The organism is Paractinoplanes toevensis (assembly GCF_018332695.1).
Lineage (GTDB): Bacteria > Actinomycetota > Actinomycetes > Mycobacteriales > Micromonosporaceae > Actinoplanes > Actinoplanes toevensis.
The window spans coordinates 17,229-38,091 of sequence record NZ_BOQN01000022.1 but is presented as its reverse complement, the minus strand read 5'-3'; the positions used below and the strand labels follow the sequence as shown (position 1 = coordinate 38,091).

Here is a 20,863-nt window from a genome sequence, read left to right as displayed (position 1 = left end):
GAACGGCTGACGGCCCTCTGGCGCCTGCCCATAGTGGTCCAGGCAACACGTCGGTCGGGATGGCTGAATCCCCACCGCCGGCAGGGCCCGACGCGGGTCTCCCGGACGGGAGGTCGGGTTGTCGTTGTACACGATGATGTCGACGTGGCAGATCGGCCGGACCTTACCGAAGGATCGCTTCGATCCATTGACTGACATCGATCTGACGAGTAGCGTACCGGGGTCGCCAGGAGCAGTTCTGAACGGCAATTTCGCCTTCTTGGCAGTAATGGACGGAAGCGGCATTAAAGATAGTCCTGCGGCGGGAACCGCCTACTGAGCATGAGGTGCTGAAATGTCGGAAAAGAGGCAGACGAGCAGCGGTGGCCTGCGGCGTCGCTCCGTGCTGGCCGGTGCCGCAGCCGGCGCTGGAGCGCTGGCGGCGGGCGCCACCGTGCTGGGCGGCCAGGCCGACGCGGCGGCGACTTTTGTGAAGGGGGCCGACGTCAGCTGGCTGCCCCAACTGGAGGCCAATGGCTATGTCTGGAAAGACAAGAACGGCGTTCAGCGGGACCTGCTGTCGATCCTGAAGGACTATGGCATCACCGCGGTGAGCCTGCGCACGTGGGTCAATCCGTCCAGCCATCCCACCAACGGGCACTGCAGCATCGAGGAGACGGCGCAGATGGCCCAGCGGGCCAAGGCCGCGGGTTTGCAGGTGCTCATCGGGTTCCATTTCGGCGATACGTGGAATTCGGCCGGTGTGCAGAACCCGCCGGCGGCGTGGGCGGGCATGACGTACGCCCAGATGTTGAAGGCGATGAACGACTACGTCTACCACTCGCTGAACGTCATCAAGTACTACGGGGTGACGCCGGGCTGGGTGAAGATCGGTAACGAGCAGAACTCGGGCATCTGCCAGCCGACCGGCAGCCTCAGCAAGCCGGCCCAGATGACGGGCCTGCTGAACGCCGCCTACGACATGTCGAAGCTGGTGTTCCCGAGCACGCCGGTATTGGTGCACCTGGCTCAACCGCAGAACCTGGCCGGCGTTCAGAACTTCCTCAACGCCTACCGGTCCAACGGCGGCAGGTGGGACATCACCGGTCTGTCCTCCTACGGCCAGGGCGGCAACGTGCCCGGCATCCTGGCGAACATGCAGACCATCCAGACCACGTACGGCAAGCCGGTCATGCAGGTCGAGTACGGCGGACCGGTGGGCAAACCGACCCAGGTGCGTGACTCGCTGAAGGCGTTCGTGACGGGGATCAAGGCCTTCGGCGGCCTGGGCACCTTCTTCTGGGAGCCGGAAGGCTATCCGTCGCTCACCGCCTACAACAGTTCCGCGTGGGACGAAGCCTCCCGGCGCCCGACCGCAGCCCTCGACGGCTTCCTCTGATCCGGCACCCAGGCCGCGCCGTGGAAGACGATCGCGGGCTGACCCGCCTGCTCAGGGTGCGGTCCATCCGGTGGCGATGCGCCCGATCCGGACGCGCTGGGGGTGGTGACCGACCGCGACCGAGGTGACCTTCCGGCCGGTGGCGAAGTCGATCGCCGTCACCTGGTCAGCGCCGGACTCGGAGATCACACAGGACTTGCCGTCGCCACTGACCGTGGCCCAGTACGGCTTGCTCGCCGCAACCGGCGTGCGGGGCGTGAGGGTGGCCCGATCCACGACCATCGCGAGGTTGTCCATCGTCCCGGCGACACAGAGCTTCGTTCCGTCCGGGTTCATCGACAGGCCGTGGTGCCGGGAGTCGTTGACCCAGGTGGTGCGGTCGGGGTCGGTTCCCGGGCTGGTCGGCATGGTGGCCACCCGGGTGATCTTGTCGGTGGCCACGTCGTACTCGACCACCCCGGCGAAGAACGAGACCTGGAAGTAAAGCTTGGACTCGTCCGGCGAGAAGACCGCCGGCCGGACGGCGTTGGAGAGGTCGGAGCGGCCGAACGCGTCCAGTCGCGACCGCATGTCGATGGTCTTCACGACCTTCCAGGTGCGGGTGTCGACGATCGTGATGTGCCGGTCGCCCTTGGTCCAGTCCCACCCCGGGTCGTCGAGCGCCGTGTTCACCTCGCCGATCGACATGTTCCACAGGTACCGGCCGTCTTTGGTGAAGATGTTCTCGTGCGGTTTGTCCCCGGTGTCGAGGGCGGCGATCTGCGCACCGGTACGAATGTTCAGCACATGCACTTTGTTCGAGGTGGAGGCGGAGACCGCCACCATGGTGCCGTCCGGCGAGACCGCCATGTGGTCGGCGCGGTAGCCGGAGACCGCGAACCTCCACTTGATCGCGCCGGTCGCCAGATCGATCGAGACCACGTCGGCGAAGCTGGGCCGGGAGACGACGAGCGCGTCCCCCTCGGGCGTGGCGTACATGTCGTCGACCAGCTGGTCGTGCCCTTCGCCCGGTCCCTGCTGGATACCGAGATAGAAGCCGAGCGCGACCGGGTTCAGATAGATCTCCCAGAGCCGCTGTTGCTTGTCCGGCACCACGTCGAGTCGCCCGATGCCGGCGAAGTCCCCGGTTGAGTGGATCACGTCGACGGTACCGTCCCAGTTGTTCCCCACGAACATGACCTGCTGCAGGGGGACGGCCGCAGCGGCCGGCGACGCCGCGCCGAGCGGCAACAGCAGCAGCATGGCGCCGAGCACACCGGCGACTGCCTTGCCTGTCCGAGGACGACGCGAACTCGACGCCGATCGTGCGGTCATCAGCCACCTCCGGGACGGGAGAAGATTCGCTGCGGACCCGCGCTTACCGCGCGGTAACACCATCTGACCAGCAGATGGTCCGATGTCGATAGAGAGCGGTCGCCAACGCCTCGGCAGCCGGTTGTCCTTCGACGACAAGCGAACCGAGACGGCCGGGGCCCAACGCCCGGACCGGCTACCCGGCGGCTCGATCGGAGTCCGGCGTCTGCGTGGTGATCCCCCGCAAGATTGCTCAGGTGGTGGCGGCGACCCGACCGCGACCACCGTTCTTTGCCTGGTACAGGTGCCGGTCGGCGTCGGACAGCAGGACCGGCAGCTCACTACGACTGCCGTGGTGGACGCCGATGCTGACCGACACGGTCAGGCCGGCCGCCAGGTCGTTCCACGGATGGCTTTCGACCGCCTGGAGGATGTGCCGGGCGCGGGTCTCGGGCACGCCGGGGAGTACGTCGGCGAGGATGATCACGAACTCGTCGCCGCCGAGGCGGGCGGCCAGATCGGTCTGCCGGACATGTGCGGCGAAGACCTGGCCGAGGCGAGCGAGGACGAGGTCTCCGACATCGTGGCCGAAGCCGTCGTTGACCGCTTTGAAGTGGTCGACGTCGATCATCATCACGGTGTAGCTGACGTCATCGTTCGGTCCGGTGGAGTGGTCGTCGGCGGCCGCGAGATAGGCGTGATAGCCGCGTCGGTTGGCCAGGCCGGTCAGTTCGTCGACCACGAGGTCGCGGCGCAGTTGTTCGTGGTCGCGGCGTCGGCGTTCGACGGTGATGGCGTCGCGCATGCCGGCCATCCGATCCAGCCGGTCGTTCCATCTCAAGGCGGCCAGTTGCTCGCCGTAGCGGATCGCGGCCGGTGCCGTGCCGGGCCGTTTCGCGGCGAGGCCCAGCGCGAGGAGGTGCGTGAAGGTCGGTAGATGCACCTCGACATGTTCGGCCGGGCCCTCGGCCAGCTCGGCCGCGCGGACGGCGTCGCCGGCCAGCGCCGCCTGGATCGCTGCTGCCAACGCCGTCACGTTCGCCGGGCCTGTCCTGGGCGCCGGGCTTCCGGACAGAGCCGCGAGCAGGTGCATCTGGCCGTGATACTGGGCCACCCAGCTGGGCGGCCAGCGGGAGTCGGTCGGGTCGCTGTCGGCCAGGGCCGGCCGGGCGAGGGCGGCGGCCTGGTCCCACCGGCCGATGCCGGCGAGCGCGCAGGCCCAGTCCAGCCTGAGCTCGCACCGGTTGATCGTGACGACGAGCGACTGCCGGCGTGCCGTAGCGGCCCAGTTGCCGGCGAGCGCTTCGGTCAGCGCCTGCTCGGCGTGGGTGAAGTACTCCGCCGCCAACTCCCAGAACCCGAGTTCGTGTGCAACGTTGCCGACCTCGATCAGTGCCGCCACCCGATGCACCACCGGCGTGGCGGGATTGTGGTCGTCGAGCAGCACCACGGCATTGACGAGCAGGGCCGCCGCCGACTCGCCGGAGGTTGTCGTTCGCCTGCGGTGGGCGTTGCGGGCGGCTTTCACCGCCATGGCCAACGCCAGCAGCGAGGGTTCCGCCAGCTGCACGGCGGCATCGAACATCGCGTCGACGTGGCCGGAATCGTCCTCGCCCGCCTCCTGGCACGCGAGCGAACGTGCGAAATGGAGCAGCAGGCAAACGTCGTCCCACCCGTGCGCAACGGCCTCGCGGCCGGCACTGTCGACCCGTACGGCGTCGTGGTGACCCTGCGCCGACTCGATGAGCAGATAGGCCTGCTCGACAGCGCCTTCGTGTGCACCGCTTGGTCGCTCTGGGTCTGGCACCTGTTCCTCACCGTGTCGAACCGCGTCCGTGCCGGCAGCACCACCGCGGTGCCGCAACGCGAGGTGGCGTGCCAGGGATCATTATGTGCCGCCGGCCCGGACGGCGTGAGTGCCCGGCGATATTGCCCTGGACCGTTTCGCCGACTGCGAAGTTTCTCAATGCGGCGCGAGTACCGCCGATAGGGATACGAGGTGGATGACGGCAGGCTAGGGGTGACGGTGAGTCGGAAGTGGCCCGGTCGTCGGTGGCCCGCTCTGCTGGGCGGCCTGGAGGTCATCTGTGGTCTGGTGTGCCTCACCGCGCTGCATGAGCTGGGCTGGGCAATTCCCGGCGCTCTCTGGTTCTTCATCGCGTTCCTGCTCGGTGGCGCACTCTTCCTGCAGTGGGCGTTGCGTCCCTCCGGGGAGGGTCAGCCCGACCGGATCGGCCGATCCGGTCTCCTCGGCACTGCCCTGCAGGTGGCGTACTGCGGCGGGGTCACGTATCTGACCGGGTGGGGACCGGTGCTGGCCATCGGCTTCGTGCAGTTCGCCACGGTCACCGGCTCCCTGGCCCGGTCGTGGCGCCTGATCGCGGCTCTGTCGGTGCTGGCGATCGCGGCCGGACAGGCGGCTCTTGCGGCCGGGCTGCTGGAGACCTACCTCGCTCCGGGAACCGCACAGGCAGTCGGCGCCGTGGGGGCGTTGTGCGCCGTGCTGGCGATCCGGGCGCTCGGTACGGCCGACGCGGCACGGGACGCCGCGGAGAATGCCTTGGCCCTCAGCGAACAGGCCGCTCGCCGCAGCGAGGAACGCTACCGGACCGTGCTGCAGGACTCCCAGGACGTCACCGTCATCACCGACGCCGCCGGCACCGCGTTCTTCGTCAGCTCAGCGGTGGAACACGTGATGGGCTGGTCCGAGCAGGAGTACCGGGACAGCCGCGACCACCTCGTGCACCCGGAGGACCGGCCGATCGCGCAGGCGATGGCGGACGCACTCAAGTCCGGGTCGGCCGGGGAGGTCGTGGAGTTGCGGCTGCGCCACGGCGACGGGGCGTGGCATTGGCACGAGGTCTCCGCCCGTAACCTGCTCGACAATCCGGCAGTGGCCGGCATCGTCTTCAATCACCGCGACGTCACGCTGCGCAAACAACATCAGGATCAACTGGTGTACGAGGCCGCGCACGACCCGCTGACCGGGCTGGCCAACCGGGCCGCCTTGCGTGAGGTCCTGGCCGGCTGGGGAGCGGGCTCCGGCCTCGGCGCGATCCTGTACCTGGACCTGGACGGCTTCAAACGGGTCAATGACGAACTGGGGCACGCCGTCGGCGACGAGCTGCTCCTCCACGCTGCCCGGGTGCTGCGCGACTGCGTGCTCGGCGGTGACACGGTCGCCCGGCTCGGCGGCGACGAGTTCGTCGTCGTGCTGCCGGAGGTGCGCCATCCCGGCGATGCGGTGACGGTGGCCCAGCGCATCATCGACCGGCTGGGCGAGCCGGAGTCCGTGGCCGGGCATCCGATGAGCGTCCGGACGAGTGTTGGCATCGCGGTCTGCGAGCTCGACCGGCAGAACGCCGAGGAGGCGCTGCGCCTGGCCGACGCCGCGATGTACGAAGCCAAACGAGCGGGGACGCACAGCTGGTATCTGCCCGGGGAGGCCGACCGCGAGCAGCACGGCGGGTGTCGCGGGGCACAGCCGCTCCCATTCTCCTGACACCTCAGTTATTGTCTTGTCAGGTAAATGGCAACCTCACCCCCGAGTCCAGGAGACATTTCCATGGCCACGCTCGACTTCCACATCTTCGATCTCGACTTCCCGGTCGGCAGCAAGAACAAGACGGCCACCCTGGTCACCGGCGAGACCGACGCTCTGCTCGTCGACGCCGGCTTCACCCGCGCCGACGGCCACCGGCTCGCTGCCGCCGTGCTCGACTCCGGCAAACGACTCACCACGATCGTCATCAGCCACGGCGACCCGGACTTCTACTTCGGTGCCGAGGTCGTCGCCGACGCCTTCCCGGACGCCGCGATCGTCGCGACACCACCGGTCATCGAGCACATCGCCCACTCGTACGACAAGAAGCTCACCGCGTGGGCCGCCGCCGGCGCCAACCTGCCGACCCGGTTGGTGGAGATCGCCCCGCTCGCCGGTGACCTCACCCTCGAAGGAAACCGGTTCGAGCTCAAGGGCGGCTCGCCGCAGCTGCCCGACCGCCACTACCTGTGGCAGGCCGAGCACCGCGCTGTCCTCGGCGGTGTGCTGCTGTTCCAGCAGGAGCACGTCTGGACCGCCGATACGGCCCGCCCCGAGCAGCGCGCCGCCTGGATCGCCCAGCTCGACGAGATCACCGCGCTGGAACCCCGGCTGGTCGTGCCCGGGCACCGCCTGCCCGGCACCCCCGCCGACCTGAGTGCCGTGACCGGCACCCGCGACTACCTGGTCGCCTTCGAGGAGGAGTTGGCCAAGGCCGCCGACGGGGCTGCCCTGACCGATGCACTGATCCGCCGTTACCCCGGACACGGCATGCTGATCGCCGCGCAGATCGGTGCCAAGGTCGCCAAGGGCGAGATGGTCTGGGGCTGAACCATGACCGACTTCACCGGCTGCGCCGCACCCGCCGACGTGGTCCGCCGCCAGTACCTGGCGTCGGCCGCCGGTGACCTCGACGCGCTGCGCGCCACCCTGGCCCCCGACGTCGAATGGACCGAGATGGCGGGTTTCCCGCTGGCCGGCACCTACCGCACACCCGAGGGCGTCACCAGCGGTGTGATGGAGAGGCTGGGCACCGGATGGGACGACTGGGTCGCCCACGACGACACCTACATCGCCGACGGTGAGAACGTCGTCGTCCTGGCCCGCTACACCGCGGTCAACAAGGCCACCGGTCATCTCCTCGACGTCCGCGTCGCCCACCACTTCATCGTCCGTGGTGGGCAGATCGTGCGCTTCGAACAATTCGTCGACACCGCGAAAGTCCGCGACGCCATGCTTCCCTGATCAGGGCCGAACGCCTGATCCAGCGGTACGACGGGCGGGGCTCCATCACCACGGCCCCGCCGCCGACGGTGCGGTGACTTCTCAGCGCAGCCGGGGGAGGGCGTCGCGCGCGCTGCGGCTCAGCACTCGCAGATCTTCCATGAACTGGGCGCGATGGCCGGCCGGGATGGGATCGAGGAAGAACCGAGCGATGTTGTCGGCGTGCATCCGCGCCGCCCGCACCGCTACCTTCTCGCCGTGGTCGGTCAGCCGCACCAGGCGGGCGCGCCGGTCACCGGGGTCATCCGTCCGCTGCACCAGGTCCGCCGCGGCCATCCGGTCGATCAGCCGGGTCACGCCGCCGGTGGTGAGCACCTGCTCCTGCGCGATCGCACCCATCGACAGGCCGGGGTCGCCCGCCCGCCCGAGGATCAACAGCACCTCGAACATCAGATGACTGATGCCGCACTCCTGCTCGATCGCCCGGCCCAGCAGGTACTCCAGCCGATTGGCCGCGCCCTGCAACCGGCCGAAGGCCAAGATCAGCTCATGGTTGGCGGCGTCTTCGGCCGTAGCGATCGGAACGTCGTCAGCCACTGTTACCCCACTCCCCGCCGGCCCGTCGGATCTTGGCGGGCCGTCCTCCGCAGTGTCACAGACTCGCATGAGCCCGACCATGAGGTCGGCAGCACCACGCGCCGGTCGGCGAGCTGTGGCTACCCGGCTGATGAACGGAGGTCCAGCGCGATGTCGACGAGCATGTCCTCCTGGCCGCCGACGAGCCGGCGGCGGCCGGCTTCGATGAGGATCTGCCGGGTGTCGAGGCCGTGGTCGCGGGCGGCCCGCTCGGCGTGCCGCAGGAAACTCGAGTAGACGCCGGCGTACCCCAGCGTCAGCGTTTCGCGGTCGACCCGGATCGGCCGGTCCTGCAGCGGGCGCACGATGTCGTCGGCCGCGTCCTGCAGCGCGAGCAGGTCGCACCCGTGCTTCCACCCGTGCAGGTCGGCGACCGCGACGAACGCCTCGATCTGGCAGTTGCCGGCGCCGGCCCCCTGCCCGGCCAGGGACGCGTCGACCCGGGTCACGCCTTCCTCGACGGCGACCACCGAGTTGGCCACCGCGAGGGACAGGTTCTCGTGCGCGTGGATACCGATCTGGGTCTCCGGGCGCAGCACGGCGCGGTAGGCGCGGACCCGGTCGCGGACGTCGTTCATGGTCAGCCGTCCGCCGGAATCGGTGACGTAGACGCAGTGGGCGCCGGCCTTCTCCATCAGCAGCGCCTGTCCGGCCAGCTCGGCCGGCGGCGCCAGGTGGCTCATCATCAGGAAGCCGGCGACGTCCATGCCGAGTTCGCGGGCGGTCTCGATGTGCTGGACGGCGATGTCGGCCTCGGTGGCGTGGGTCGCGATGCGGACCGAGCGCACCCCGAGGTCGTACGCCCTGCGCAGGTCGCCGATCGTGCCGATCCCGGGCAGCAGCAGGGTGGTGAGCACGGCGCTGCGGACGACCTCGGCGGCCGCGGTGAGCCACTCCCAGTCGGTGCTGCTGCCCGGCCCGTAGGTGAGGCTGGCGCCGGCCAGGCCGTCGCCGTGCGCGACCTCGATCGCGTCCACCCCGGCGGCGTCGAGGGCGGCGGCGATCTCGCGGACGCGTCGGGGCGACAGCCGATGGCGTACGGCGTGCATGCCGTCCCGGAGGGTGACGTCCTGGAGGTAGAGGTACTGGTCGGTCATCGGCCCGTCTCCGTGAGCAGCTCGCCCGTTCGCAGGGCGGCGGACGTCATGATGTCGAGGTTGCCGGCGTAGGCGGGCAGATAGTGGGCCGCGCCCTCGACCTCCAGGAACGTCGACACCTTCCAGGCCGGCCGGACGTCACCGACCAGGGTGTGCAGCGGTTCGTCGTCCTGGACCGCGGCGATCTGGACGGCCTGTTTCAGTCGATAGCCCGGCACGTACCGGGCGACCTCGGCGACCATCGCACCGATCGCGGCACGGATCGCGTCCGGGTCCGCGTCGCCGGTCAGGCAGAGCACGGTGTCCCGCATGATCATCGGTGGCTCGGCCGGGTTCAGGATGATGATCGCCTTGCCGCGGGTGGCGCCACCGACGCGTTCGATGGCCCGGGATGTGGTCTCGGTGAACTCGTCGATGTTCGCCCGGGTGCCCGGTCCGGCCGATCGCGACGCGATCGACGCGACGATCTCCGCGTAGTGCACCGGGGCGACCCGCGAGATGGCGGCCACGATCGGGATCGTCGCCTGTCCGCCGCAGGTCACCATGTTGACGTTGCGGGCGCCCAGGTGGTCACGGAGGTTGACGGCGGGCACGACGAACGGGCCGATGGCGGCCGGCGTCAGGTCGATCAGGATCTTCCCGTACGGCTCGAGCTTCGCCGCGTTGGCCCGATGCGCCTTGGCGGACGTGGCGTCGAAGACCACCTCGATCTCCTCGAAGCCGGGCAGGGCGATCAGCCCGTCGACGCCCTCGGCGGTGGCCGGCACGCCCATGCGGCGGGCGCGGGCCAGCCCGTCCGAGTCGGGGTCGATGCCGACCATCGCCCCCATCCGGAGCGTGCCGGAAAGACGGATGATCTTCAGCATGAGGTCGGAGCCGATGTTGCCCGAGCCGATCACGGCGACCTTGCTCATCCGGCCGTCCTCTCGCTGAAGCGGGCCCGCACGGTGCCGAGGCCGGTCAGGTCGGCGGTGAAGGACGAGCCGGGTGCGACCGGCACCATCGGCCCCAGGGCGCCGGAGAGGATCACCTCACCGGCCCGCAACGGCTCGCCGTACGCCTTCGCCGTGCGGGCGAGCCAGACCAGCGCGTCGACCGGGTCGCCGAGACACGCGGCACCGTCCCCGGCGCTGACCGTCGTGCCGTTGCCGTCGGCCATCGTCATCGTCACCCCGCGCAGGTCGCGGTGGCCGAGGCGGCCGGTGGCGGCACCCAGCACGTAGAGACCGCTCGACGCGTTGTCGGCGACGGTGTCGACCAGGGTGATGTCCCAGCCGGCGATCCGGCTGTCCACGATCTCCAGCGCCGGAACGACGTCGCCGACGGCGGCTCGTGCGCTCGCCGCGTCCACGTCGTCGGCGTCGAGATCCGCGTCGAGAACGAAGGCGATCTCGGCCTCGATCCGCGGCTGCAGCAGTTGGGTGATGTCGATCAGCTCGTCCGGCCCGCGGGCCATGTCGTCGAGCAGCACACCGAAGTCCGGCTGGTCCACGCCGAGCTGGGCCTGCACCGCCGGAGAGGTCAGTCCGATCTTGCGGCCGACGACGCGGTGCCCGTCGGCCAGCCGTGCGCCGGTCAGCAGCCGTTGCACGGCGTAGCCGGTGGACAGTGCGGCGTCGGGGAGCAGGTGTCGCACGGGGGGACCGGGAATCCGCGTCGACTGACTTCGCCGCAGCTGATCAGCGGCTTGCCGGAGAGCGGCGGACGGTGGAGCGCCGTCAAGGATCATGCCTGGACTGTCGCACTCGCGGGGCGGGGACCCGCAACAGACGGCGTTCCGCGGGGCGGAACGCGGAGCCGGTGAACGCGCCGTGACGGGCCGCAGAGTGCGGGGAAACGCACGCGAAACGCGGGAGGTTCGGCGCATGTCAGTGTCATCGCTCGAGGGGAAGGTCGCCCTGGTGACCGGGGCCGGCAGCGGGATCGGTAAGGCCATCTGCCTGGCCCTGGCGGAGTTCGGATGCCCGGTCGCGGTCGTCGACCGGGCACCGGACCGGGCCGCCGCCGTCGTGGCGGAGATCGGCCGGGCCGGCGGTCACGGCCTCGCCGTCACCGCCGATCTGGCGGAGCGGGAGGCGCCGGCCGCCGCGGTCGATACCGTGGTGGCCCACTTCGGCGGTATCGACATTCTGGTCAACAACGTCGGTCTGTTCTCCCGTACGGGATTGTTCGACGTGACCGATCAGTTGTGGGACGAGCTGGTCGCCGTAAATCTCCGGTCCGCGCTTTTTCTCACCAAATTCGCCGCCGAGTCGATGCGCGCACGCGGTGGCGGACGGATCGTCAACATCAGTTCGGCGTCCGGTTATACGGCCGGCGGCGGGAGCCCGGTTTACGCGTGCACGAAAGCCGCCATCGGCGGACTGACGCGTAATACCGCCGCCGAATTGGCGCGATACGGCATCAGCGTCAACGCGGTCGCGCCGGGTCTCACGATGACCGATTCGGTCCCGGATGATCCGCGAGTCCTGGATGACCTGTTGACGCACGGCGCCGAACGCAACCTCTTCCACCGGGCCGCCGAACCCGGCGAGGTGGCCTCGCTGGTCGCGCATCTGTGCCGCCCGGCGAGCCGGCACATCACCGGCCAGGTCATCCACGTCTCGGGCGGAGCGGTCGTCTAGCCGTTCCGTTCCGCACCGCGGAACGCCCGTCCCGTTCACTCCTTGCGGGCGGCCCACCGCAGGAGTGACCGTGTTCACACTTCGAAACGTTCCCGAAACGTCGTCGTCGCTCCGGCGAACGCGACGCACAACGGGACCGCGGCGAGTAATTCGCCATGCCGAATAACGCCTGTGAGGGGTCTCCTTGGTACCTGAGCCGAGGCTGCGCGCGCTGAATGTGTCGAAGAGTTACGGGCCGTTCCGCGCTTTACGTGGTGTCGATCTACAAGTGGCACCCGGGGAATTGCATGCCCTGGTCGGCCAGAACGGGTCGGGAAAGTCGACGCTGATTAAAATCCTGACCGGTTATCACGCGCCGGACGCCGGCAGCCGGATGCTCATCGACGAGGCCGAGGTGGCCCTGCCGATCTCGGCGGCCGAGCGGCGCCGGCACGGGTTGTCGGTCGTGCATCAGAGCCTGGGGCTGGTGGAGAGCCGCACGGTCACCGAGAACCTGCGGCTGGGCCGGCTCGAGGCGACGCGCTTCGGCCGCCGGGTCCGGTGGAGCGCGGAACGGCAGGCCGCGGCCGCCGTCCTGGCCCGGCTGGGCAGCGCGGTGCGCCCCACCGCACTGGTCGGCGACCTCAGCGCCGAGGACCGCGCCACCGTCGCGATCGGCCGGGCGTTGCAGGATCACCGGCCCGGGCGCGGGCTGATCGTCTTCGACGAGTCGACGCGGGCGCTCACCCGCGACGCGTTGACCCGCTTCTACGCACAATTGCGCCGCGTCATGGCCGACGGCGCCTCGGTTCTGATGATCTCCCACCGGCTCGAGGAGGTGCTGGACCACGCCGACCGGGTGAGCGTCCTGCGCGACGGCGAACTGGTCCTGGCCGGTGCCGGTACGGGGGACACGAGCGAGGCGGAACTGACCCGGGCGATGCTCGGCCGTTCGATCTCGGTCGCCAGGCAGCAGGGCGACGCGGGCAATCCGCCCGATTCCGCGACGGCTGTTCGCGTACGGGATCTGGAAGGTGTTGATCTTGAAATCCGCCGTGGCGAGATCGTCGGCGTCACCGGCCTGGTGGGATCCGGCTACGAGCGGATTCCGTATCTGCTGGCCGGGACCGCCGCGGTCCGATCGGGGACGCTCACGATCGGCGCGCGCACCTTTGCCCTGCCCGAGACGAGCCCGGTTGCCCTGATGAAAGCGGGCGTGGCGCTGATCCCCGAGGACCGTGTCCAGCAGGGCCTAGCGCTCGGATTGTCCGTCCGGCAGAACATCACGGTGCCCCGCCTGACCGCCGTCGGGCGAGCGTGGTGGACCGGGACAGCGTGGCAGACGGCCGAGGTCGACGAATTCGTCGGTGCGCTCGATATCCGGCCACCTGACCCCGAGGTGCCGGTCGGCAGCCTCAGCGGCGGCAACCAGCAGAAGGTCCTGCTGGCCAAATGGCTGGCCGGCCGGCCGGAACTCCTGCTGCTGCACGAGCCGACCCAGGCCGTCGACGTCGGCGCCCGGCAGGACATCGTCGCCGCGCTGCGCCGGCTGGCAGCGACCGGCAGTGCGCTCCTGGTCGCCGCGTCCGATCCGCAGGAACTCGCCATCCTCTGCGACCGGGTGCTGGTCATCCGGGACGGCCGGATCGCCGTCGAGCTCACCGGCGAGATCGATCAGGACGACATCGTCGACGCCACCTTCGCCCGTGAATTCGACCCCAGTGCCTCCAGGAGAAGCTCATGACCGACACCATGTCGTCCCCGGCGCTCACCCGGCGCCTGCGGATCGGGGCGCCCCGGTTCGCCCTCATCGGTGTCTGGGCGTTGCTGATCGTCGTCTACGGCGTGGCCGAGCCGCAGACCTTCCTGCGGGCCAGCACCTTCCAGACCATCCTCAACTCCCAGGGCACTCTGCTGTTCCTGGTGCTGGCGCTGCTGTGCACGCTGACCATCGGGGAGTTCGTCGACCTGTCCATCGCCGCGAACCTCGGCCTGTCGGCCATGCTGGTCTCCGTCCTCGCGGTCAATCAGCACTGGAACGTGTGGGCCGCGAGCCTCGCCGCGGTGGCCGTGTCCGTGGCCGTCGGTGCGGTCAACGGCGCCCTGATCGTCTTCGGCCAGATCAACACCATCGTCGTCACGCTCGGCATGAGTACGTTCCTGACCGGCATCGCGCTGTGGATCTCGGATCTGACGCTGGTCACCGGCCTCGACCCGGACTTCGCCAAGATCGCCCTCTACTCCGTCGGCGGCCTGCCCGCCTCGTTCTGGTACGGAGTGGTGGCCATCGGGGTCTTCAGCTACGTCCTGGCCTTCACCCCGCTCGGCACTCATCTGCGGTTCGTCGGCGCGAGCCACGAGGTCAGCCGCCTGGCCGGGATCCCGGTCAACCGGATCCGGTTCGGTGGCTTCCTCGCCGCCGGCGCCTTCTGCGGGGTCGGCGGTGTTCTCACCGCGGCCGCGCTGGGCGGCTTCGACCCGACCGTATCGGCGACATATCTGCTCCCGGCGTTCGCGGCGGCGTTCCTCGGCACCGCGGTCGTGCAGCCCGGCCTGTTCAACCCGGTCGGCTCCTGGATCGCCGTCTACTTCCTCTCCACCGGAATTCTCGGCCTGCAGCTGCTCACCGGCTCGGGCTGGGTCGCGAACGTCTTCTACGGCGGCGTGCTCATCGTCGCCGTCGCCATCTCCACCTTCCTCGGACGCCGCGCGGGCTCGCGCCGCGTCTAGCGCTCCCCTCTCAGAAAGGCTTCCCATGTCGATATCTCGATTCCTCGGTGCGGCTGCGGCAGTGACCGCCCTGGCCATGCTCGGCGCCTGCGGCGGCGCGGACAGCTCCACGACCACGCCGGCGGAGAGCGGCAAGAGCCAGAACTCCGCGCTGTCCGCGGAGGTCGAGGCAGCCCGCGCGGAGGTCACCACCTTCGCGACACCCACGGCGGGCTTCGACGCCTCCACGATGCGCGGCAAGACCGTGTACTACATCCCGATCACGCTGAAGGCCGAGTCCTTCCAGATCGTCAGCAAGTCGCTGAGCGAGGCCTTCCAGGGGGTCGGCGTCACCGTGCAGGCGTGCGACGGTGGAGCGAACCCGTCGACCGCGGCGGCCTGCCTGAACCAGGCGCTGGCCGCCCACGCGGCGGGCGTGATCGCCGACGCTCTCCCGGTCGGCCTGGCCGCCAACGCGTTCGCCGCCCTGCGCACCGCGAAGATCCCGGTCCTGATCGTGAACCAGCTGCGGCCGGCCGGGCAGACCGACGACAAACTGCTCGCCTACGAGCCCGGCAACGCGATTCAGATGCAGAACATGGCCGCCAAATGGATCGCCGCGGACTCGGGTGGTTCCGCCAAGATCCTCACTCAGGAATTCACCGATTCGCCGAATACGATCGCGTACCTCGAGGACCACGCGTTCAAGACCCTGCAGTCCGCGTGCGGCGGTTGCCAGAACACGGTGAACAAGGTTTCGAGCGCGAACTTCTCGCTCATTCCGTCATCCACCAGCAGCGCGTTGCTCCGCAATCCCGATACCAACTACCTGTGGACCGAATTCGACACGATTCTTCAGCCGACGATGGCCGGCGTCCAGCAGGCGGGCTTTCTCAGCAAGGTCAAGGGAGTGAGCACCAACGGCCTGCTCGGCGGCCTCCAGCTCCTTCGCGCGAAGAACTACCTCTACGCCGATGTGGCCGCGCACTACAATTTCCAGGCCTGGGCCAACGCGGACTCGATCATGCGGATGGCGCTCGGGCTCGACGTTCCGGCCGACACGGCCATCCCGCTGCGGGTCTTCGACCGCACCAACATTGACCAGGTCAAGAACCTCGACGCCGCCGGCGAGCAGTCGGGCGAATGGTTCGGGCCGACAACCTACAAGGACGTGTACACCAAGCTGTGGTCCGGTGCATGATCTCGTCGGGGAGGGCGCGATGACCAACCTCGGCGGTGCGGGCCGGGAACGCCGGGCCGGCGTGCGCGCGGTGGAGCGGGCTTTCGACATCCTGACCGCGTTCAGCGACGCGCACCCGCGGCTGGCCCTGCACGAGTTGGCCGACGCGACCTGCCTGCCCAAGGCCAGCGTGCACCGGATCGCGACCTCGATGATCGACTACGGCTTCCTGCGGCAGGCCGAGGACGGCTCCTACATGCTGGGCATGCGGGTGGTGGAACTGGCCCGGTTCGCCAGCAACTCCTCCACGCTGCTCCAGATCGGCAAACCGGTGGCGACCGAGATCGCGCGGCTGACCGGCGAGACCGTCCTGACCGCGGAGGTCGACTGGCGCGACCGGACCGTCCTGGTCGTCGATCGGATCGACGCCGAGCACTCGCTCACCGTGCTGTCCCCGATCGGCCGGCGTTCGCACCTGTCCTGCGGCTGCATCGCCAAGGCCGCGCTGTCGGCCTGGCCGGCCGAGACGGCCAACCGCATCATCAACCAGCTGAACCTGGTGGCCCGGACCCCGCGCAGCATCACCGACCGGGCCAGGCTGGCCGAGGAGGTGCAGCTGTCGCGGGAGCGGGGCTACGCCACCGAGCAGGACGAGTTCAACCTCGGGGTCGTCGGGATCGGTGTTCCGGTGCTCGAGGCCGGCTGGCCGATCGGTGTCATCGCGGTGGTCGCGCCGTCGGTGCGGTGCAATTCGCGGCAGATGACGCACATCAGCGGACAGATGCGCGATGTGATGGCCAAATACGGTGTCGATTCCGGCGAGTAGCCGCGCACCATAAATTTGCGTTCCGCCAGGCGGATCGGCGTATTGCAGAGCGGATTACGGGCTCCTTACGCTGAATTCCCGCCCCCCTTTTGGAGGTAACGACAGTGGCCCGTACTTTCTCGGTCGGGACCGACATCGGTGGCACCTTCACCGATATGGTCGTCGTCGACGACCAGTCCAACGTCGCGCTTTTCAAATTGCCGACCACTCCGGAAGACCGAAGTCTCGGTGTTCTGCACGGATTCGAGGCGGCGGCGCGGGCCAACGACATGACCGTCGCCGAATTCACCGCCGCGGTGCGCTATTTCGCACACGGGACGACCGCCGCCACCAACGCGCTGATCGAGCGCAAAGGTGAGGTGACCGGTCTGCTGACCACCCGGGGCGCCGGCGACACCCTGCTCATTCAGCGGTCCATGGGCTCGTGGACCGGGGCCGGTGACCTGTCGGGTCACTACAGCCGCCGCCGCAACCCGGTGCCGCTGGTGCAGCGCACCCATATCCGGGAGATCGACCAGCGGCACGACTTCGCCGGCGAGGCCATCGTCGCCCTCGACCGGGACGGCGTCCGCGCGGCCGTCCGGCAACTGCGGGACGCCGGCGTCCGCTCGATGGCGATCTGTTTCCTGTGGTCGTTCGTCAACCCGGAACACGAACTGGCCGCGGCCGAGATCATCCGCCAGGAGTGGCCCGACGTGTTCGTGACGACGTCGAGCGACGTCGCCCCGGTCATCGGCGAGTACGAACGCACCGCCACGACGATCGTCAACTCCTACCTCGGCCCGGTGATCAGCCGGTATGTGGAGCTGCTGGAGTCGCGGCTGCGCGACGCCGGCTTCACCGGTGACTTCACCGTCATGGACTCGGCCGGCGGCGTGATGGACGCCCGTCAGGCCGGCCGGCGCGCCGTCGAGATGCTGACCTCCGGTCCGGCCGGGGGAGTCCTGGCCTCGGCGGCGCTGGCCGCCCGGCTGGGTTACCGCAACGTCATCACCGGCGACATGGGCGGCACCAGCTTCGACGTCGGGCTGATCGTCGACGGCGAACCGCTCACCGCGACCAGCAGCATCGAGGGCCGTTACCACCTCGCGGTGCCCAAGATCCGGGTCACCGCGATCGGTGCCGGCGGCGGCAGCATCGCCGGCGTCGACAGCGACGGCATCCTCACCGTCGGGCCGGAGAGCGCGGGCGCGGTGCCCGGACCGGCCTGTTACGGCAAGGGCGGCACCCGTCCCACGGTCACCGACGCCGACGTGGTGCTGGGGGTGATCGACCCGGCCAACTTCCTCGGCGGCGCGTTCCCGCTCTATCGGAATCTCGCCGAGGAGGCCATCGCCAAGCACGTCGCCGAACCGCTGAACATGACCGTGCCGGAGGCCGCGGCCGGCATCCGGAAGGTCGCCGACAACCAGATGGCCGACCTGGTGCGCAGCGCCACCGTCCAGGAGGGGCACGACCCGCGGGACTTCGCGTTGTTCGCCTACGGCGGCGCCGGGCCCACGCACGCCTACGCGTACGCGCCGGAGGCCGACATCTCCACGGTGGTCATCCCATACACCGCGACGGTGCACTCCGCGTACGGTGCGGTGTCCTCCGACCAGTACCGCTCGGTGCAGCTCAGCGATCCGCAGCGGACCCCGCCGATGATCCGGGTGCCGTCCGAGCACATCGACCTCGACCGGATCAACGACCGCTTCGCCGAGCTGGAACGCCGCTGCCGCACCGAGCTGCGCGACGACCCGGCGATCACCACGAACCGGCTGCTGTACTTCCGCTACCGGCGCCAGGTCCACGAGCTGCCGATCGGAGTCCCGCCCGGCCCGCTCACGGCCGAGCGGTTCGACGAGCTCGCCGCGGACTTCCACCGCCGCTACGAACGCCTCTACGGCGAAGGGACGAGCCTGCCCGAGGGCGGCATCGAGATCAACACCTTCCGGGTCGAGGGCCGCATCCCCTCGCCGACCGCGCACGGATCGTCCAGTTCGGCGCAGCAGGCCGACACGCTCGAAGGAGCGCTGCTCGGACGCCGGGCCGTCACCTTCGACGGCGTGGCCCTGGACACCGCGGTCTACCGGGGCGAGGCCCTGCCGTCGCAGATCAGGATCACCGGCCCGGCCGTCCTCGAATACTTCGGCACCACCGCCGTGGTCGCCCCCGGCCAGTCCGCGGTCGCCGACCACGAAGGCAACGTCGTGATCACCACCCGCACCGTGAACGGAGCGCACTGATGTCCCAGCTGATCGCCGCCATGGCCTCGTCGCACGCGTACACCTTCTATCCGCCGGAGGAGTGGGACCAGCGGCGCGAGGTGAGCTACCAGCGCTACTCCCGGCGCCACGGCCGCCTTCCCCGCATCCCGGACGAGCTCGGCCAGGCCACCCTGGCCGACGACCAGGAGCGCTACCAGCGCCTGCTGGACGGCTTCGCCGAACTTCAGAAGGTCCTGGACGCCGCCCATCCGGACGCGCTCATCCTGATCGGCGACGACCAGCACGAGCACTTCGTCGACAACGTGCCGCAGTTCGCCATCTACACCGGCGAGCGGTTCATCTCCGAGGACACCGAACGCGGCGGCGTCGGCGAGTACACCGTCGACCGGGCCCTGGCCCGGCAGTTGCTCGTCGACGCCATCGACGCCGGCTTCGACGTCGTGGAGACCACGAAGCTCGACGGCGACCGGCTCGTCTCGCACGCCCACGCGCAGATCCTGTCGCAGCTGCAGCCCACCGTTCCGGTCGTCCTGATCTTCCTCAACGCCGTGCACACCCCCGCGCCGCCGCCGGGCCGTTGCCTGGCCTTCGGCCGGGCGCTTCGCGCCAGCCTCGACCGCGACACCGCCGGCCGGCGGGTCATCGCCTACGGTTCCGGCGGGTTGTCGCACTTCAGCTCCGGCTATCCGTACGAGGAGTACCAGGGCGCCGCCGACATGGGTTTCATCAGCGAGGACTTCGACCGGAGGGTCCTGGGCTGGATGCGCGACGGCACCATCGACCGGTTCGCGGAGCTGACCTCGCAGGAGCTGCTCGACAACGGCGAGGTCGAGCTGCGGCAGTGGATCACCCTGCTCGGCCTGATCGGAGAGGTGCGGCCCGAGTGGCTGGTCGACGAGACCTTCTACCGGGGCATCATGAACATGGGCGTCGGCTACTGGAAGGTCGGCGAGTGACCGCCACCGGCCGGTTCGCCGAGGTCGCCGGCATCACCCTGCACTACCACGAGGCCGGCTCCGGGCCGGTCCTGCTCTGCACGCACGGCGGCGGGCCCGGGGCGAACGCGTGGGACAACACGAAGTACGCCGTCGACGCGCTGGCCGAGCGGTTCCGGGTGATCCTGCTCGACCTGCCCGGCTTCGGACAGTCGGAGAAACACGTCAGCCGCGACGGCGTACCGATGGATGTGTTCCTGGCCCGGCTCAAGCGGGACTTCCTCGACACGCTGGGCATCGAGAAAGCCAGTGTGTACGGGTCATCGGCGTTCAGCGCGGCCGCGCTGCGGTTCGGGCTGGCCTACCCCGACCGCACCGACCGGGTGATCATCCAGGCCTACAGCCCGGTTCCGGAGACCGGCCCGCCGACGCCCGGCGTCGCCAGCCTCATCGCCTTCGCCCAGGACCCGTCGGCCGCGAACATGCAGCGGATGTGCGAGATGTTCGTGCCCCGCGAGGAACTGCGGACGGACGAGTTCGTCGCGGCGCGCTTCCGGGCGGCGACCGCACCCGGTCACCTGGAGAGCCGGCGGGAGTTCGCCATGTCGGCCAACAGCGACCTGCGGCCCGAGCTGCCCGGCCTGCGCGCTCCCGTACTGATCGTCTGGGGTGCCGCCGACCGCATGATCCCGGTCCACGGCGTACTCGATGGTCTGCGGTTGATTCCCGACGCCCGCGCCCACGTCTGGGGCGCAGACACCGGGCACTTCGTCGTCTACGAACACCCCGAGGAGTTCGCCGCCCTGGTGACCGACTTCCTCACGGAGAAACGATGAACCGCCGCACCGTGCCCGACCATCCCGGCGCCCCGGCCCGGATGCCGGGCATGGTCACCGGAGTCCGCGCGGGCGGGCTGATCTTCCTGTCCGCGCTGCGTGGCCGCGACCCCGACACCGGCCGGATCTCCGACGACACCGCCGAGCAGGCCCGGCAGGTCTTCGAGAACCTCACGGCGATCCTGCGCGGCGAGGGGCTCACGCTCCGGCACGTCGTCAAGGTCACGCTCTACCTGTCCCGGCTGGACTACCGGACCGCCTTCCACCAGGTCTGGATGGAGTACTTCGACCAGGACCCGCCGGCCCGTACGGCCGTGCAGGTCGCCGACGCCAACGCGGCCCCCGGCGGCAACGCGCATTTCGTCCTCGACGTGATCGCCCTGGCGGAATGAGAC

Annotated in this window: 19 protein-coding genes; 13 read left to right on the top strand and 6 right to left on the bottom strand. The window is 69.5% G+C overall.

Annotation, left to right across the window (positions count from 1 at the left end):
- Window positions 1–382: 382 nt before the first annotated feature.
- Window positions 383–1,378, top strand: coding sequence for a glycosyl hydrolase 53 family protein (locus tag Ato02nite_RS08980; RefSeq protein ID WP_246606343.1), 996 nt, complete (start codon window positions 383–385; stop codon window positions 1,376–1,378).
- Window positions 1,379–1,429: 51 nt separating this feature from the next.
- Here the strand turns inward: Ato02nite_RS08980 and Ato02nite_RS08975 are convergent, their stop codons facing one another.
- Complete coding sequence (locus tag Ato02nite_RS08975; protein ID WP_213005955.1) at window positions 1,430–2,692, bottom strand: YncE family protein; 1,263 nt, start codon at window positions 2,690–2,692, stop codon at window positions 1,430–1,432.
- A gap of 232 nt (window positions 2,693–2,924) precedes the next feature.
- Complete coding sequence (locus Ato02nite_RS08970; RefSeq protein ID WP_213005954.1) at window positions 2,925–4,478, bottom strand: GGDEF domain-containing protein; 1,554 nt, start codon at window positions 4,476–4,478, stop codon at window positions 2,925–2,927.
- A 219-nt stretch (window positions 4,479–4,697) separates the two neighbouring features.
- Here Ato02nite_RS08970 and Ato02nite_RS08965 point away from each other — a divergent pair, with 219 nt between their 5' ends.
- From Ato02nite_RS08965 to Ato02nite_RS08955, 3 genes are all read left to right on the top strand, one after another.
- Complete coding sequence (locus tag Ato02nite_RS08965) at window positions 4,698–6,173, top strand: sensor domain-containing diguanylate cyclase (RefSeq protein WP_213005953.1); 1,476 nt, start codon at window positions 4,698–4,700, stop codon at window positions 6,171–6,173.
- Between the two features lie 63 nt (window positions 6,174–6,236).
- Window positions 6,237–7,043 (top strand): MBL fold metallo-hydrolase, encoded by an 807-nt coding sequence (locus Ato02nite_RS08960; RefSeq protein WP_213005952.1) that lies wholly within the window; start codon window positions 6,237–6,239, stop codon window positions 7,041–7,043.
- Window positions 7,044–7,046: 3 nt separating this feature from the next.
- A complete protein-coding gene (locus Ato02nite_RS08955; RefSeq protein ID WP_213005951.1) occupies window positions 7,047–7,457 on the top strand; it encodes a nuclear transport factor 2 family protein in 411 nt (136 codons plus the stop codon).
- Window positions 7,458–7,538: 81 nt separating this feature from the next.
- Here the strand turns inward: Ato02nite_RS08955 and Ato02nite_RS08950 are convergent, their stop codons facing one another.
- From Ato02nite_RS08950 to Ato02nite_RS08935, 4 genes are all read right to left on the bottom strand, one after another.
- Window positions 7,539–8,033, bottom strand: a complete 495-nt coding sequence (locus tag Ato02nite_RS08950) for a MarR family winged helix-turn-helix transcriptional regulator (protein ID WP_213005950.1) — start codon at window positions 8,031–8,033, stop codon at window positions 7,539–7,541.
- Between the two features lie 119 nt (window positions 8,034–8,152).
- Complete coding sequence (dmpG, locus tag Ato02nite_RS08945) at window positions 8,153–9,169, bottom strand: 4-hydroxy-2-oxovalerate aldolase (protein ID WP_213005949.1); 1,017 nt, start codon at window positions 9,167–9,169, stop codon at window positions 8,153–8,155.
- A complete protein-coding gene (locus Ato02nite_RS08940; protein WP_213005948.1) occupies window positions 9,166–10,083 on the bottom strand; it encodes an acetaldehyde dehydrogenase (acetylating) in 918 nt (305 codons plus the stop codon). Before Ato02nite_RS08940 ends, dmpG begins: the two co-directional genes overlap by 4 nt.
- Window positions 10,080–10,898 (bottom strand): 2-keto-4-pentenoate hydratase, encoded by an 819-nt coding sequence (locus Ato02nite_RS08935; protein ID WP_213005947.1) that lies wholly within the window; start codon window positions 10,896–10,898, stop codon window positions 10,080–10,082. Before Ato02nite_RS08935 ends, Ato02nite_RS08940 begins: the two co-directional genes overlap by 4 nt.
- Window positions 10,899–11,034: 136 nt before the next feature.
- Between Ato02nite_RS08935 and Ato02nite_RS08930 the strand changes: the two genes are divergently transcribed.
- The 9 genes from Ato02nite_RS08930 to Ato02nite_RS08890 all read left to right on the top strand — a co-directional run bounded on the left by Ato02nite_RS08930 (window position 11,035) and on the right by Ato02nite_RS08890 (window position 20,860).
- On the top strand, window positions 11,035–11,793 hold the full coding sequence (locus Ato02nite_RS08930) for an SDR family NAD(P)-dependent oxidoreductase (RefSeq protein ID WP_213005946.1): 759 nt from the start codon (window positions 11,035–11,037) through the stop codon (window positions 11,791–11,793).
- Between the two features lie 217 nt (window positions 11,794–12,010).
- The gene (locus Ato02nite_RS08925) at window positions 12,011–13,516 is read left to right on the top strand and encodes a sugar ABC transporter ATP-binding protein (RefSeq protein ID WP_281419709.1); all 1,506 of its coding nucleotides are present in this window, start codon (window positions 12,011–12,013) and stop codon (window positions 13,514–13,516) included.
- Entirely contained in the window at window positions 13,513–14,502 is a 990-nt protein-coding gene (locus Ato02nite_RS08920; RefSeq protein ID WP_213005944.1) for an ABC transporter permease, read from the top strand. Before Ato02nite_RS08925 ends, Ato02nite_RS08920 begins: the two co-directional genes overlap by 4 nt.
- Window positions 14,503–14,527: 25 nt before the next feature.
- Window positions 14,528–15,682: a sugar ABC transporter substrate-binding protein gene (locus Ato02nite_RS08915; protein WP_213005943.1), complete on the top strand. Its 1,155-nt coding sequence runs from the start codon at window positions 14,528–14,530 to the stop codon at window positions 15,680–15,682.
- Window positions 15,675–16,487, top strand: a complete 813-nt coding sequence (locus tag Ato02nite_RS08910; RefSeq protein ID WP_213005942.1) for an IclR family transcriptional regulator — start codon at window positions 15,675–15,677, stop codon at window positions 16,485–16,487. The genes Ato02nite_RS08915 and Ato02nite_RS08910 overlap by 8 nt, the downstream gene beginning before the upstream one ends.
- A gap of 104 nt (window positions 16,488–16,591) precedes the next feature.
- Window positions 16,592–18,715 (top strand): hydantoinase/oxoprolinase family protein, encoded by a 2,124-nt coding sequence (locus tag Ato02nite_RS08905; RefSeq protein ID WP_213005941.1) that lies wholly within the window; start codon window positions 16,592–16,594, stop codon window positions 18,713–18,715.
- Window positions 18,715–19,653, top strand: coding sequence for a DODA-type extradiol aromatic ring-opening family dioxygenase (locus tag Ato02nite_RS08900; protein ID WP_213005940.1), 939 nt, complete (start codon window positions 18,715–18,717; stop codon window positions 19,651–19,653). Before Ato02nite_RS08905 ends, Ato02nite_RS08900 begins: the two co-directional genes overlap by 1 nt.
- A complete protein-coding gene (locus Ato02nite_RS08895; protein ID WP_213005939.1) occupies window positions 19,650–20,468 on the top strand; it encodes an alpha/beta fold hydrolase in 819 nt (272 codons plus the stop codon). The genes Ato02nite_RS08900 and Ato02nite_RS08895 overlap by 4 nt, the downstream gene beginning before the upstream one ends.
- Window positions 20,465–20,860 (top strand): RidA family protein, encoded by a 396-nt coding sequence (locus Ato02nite_RS08890; RefSeq protein ID WP_213005938.1) that lies wholly within the window; start codon window positions 20,465–20,467, stop codon window positions 20,858–20,860. Before Ato02nite_RS08895 ends, Ato02nite_RS08890 begins: the two co-directional genes overlap by 4 nt.
- Window positions 20,861–20,863: the final 3 nt, after the last annotated feature.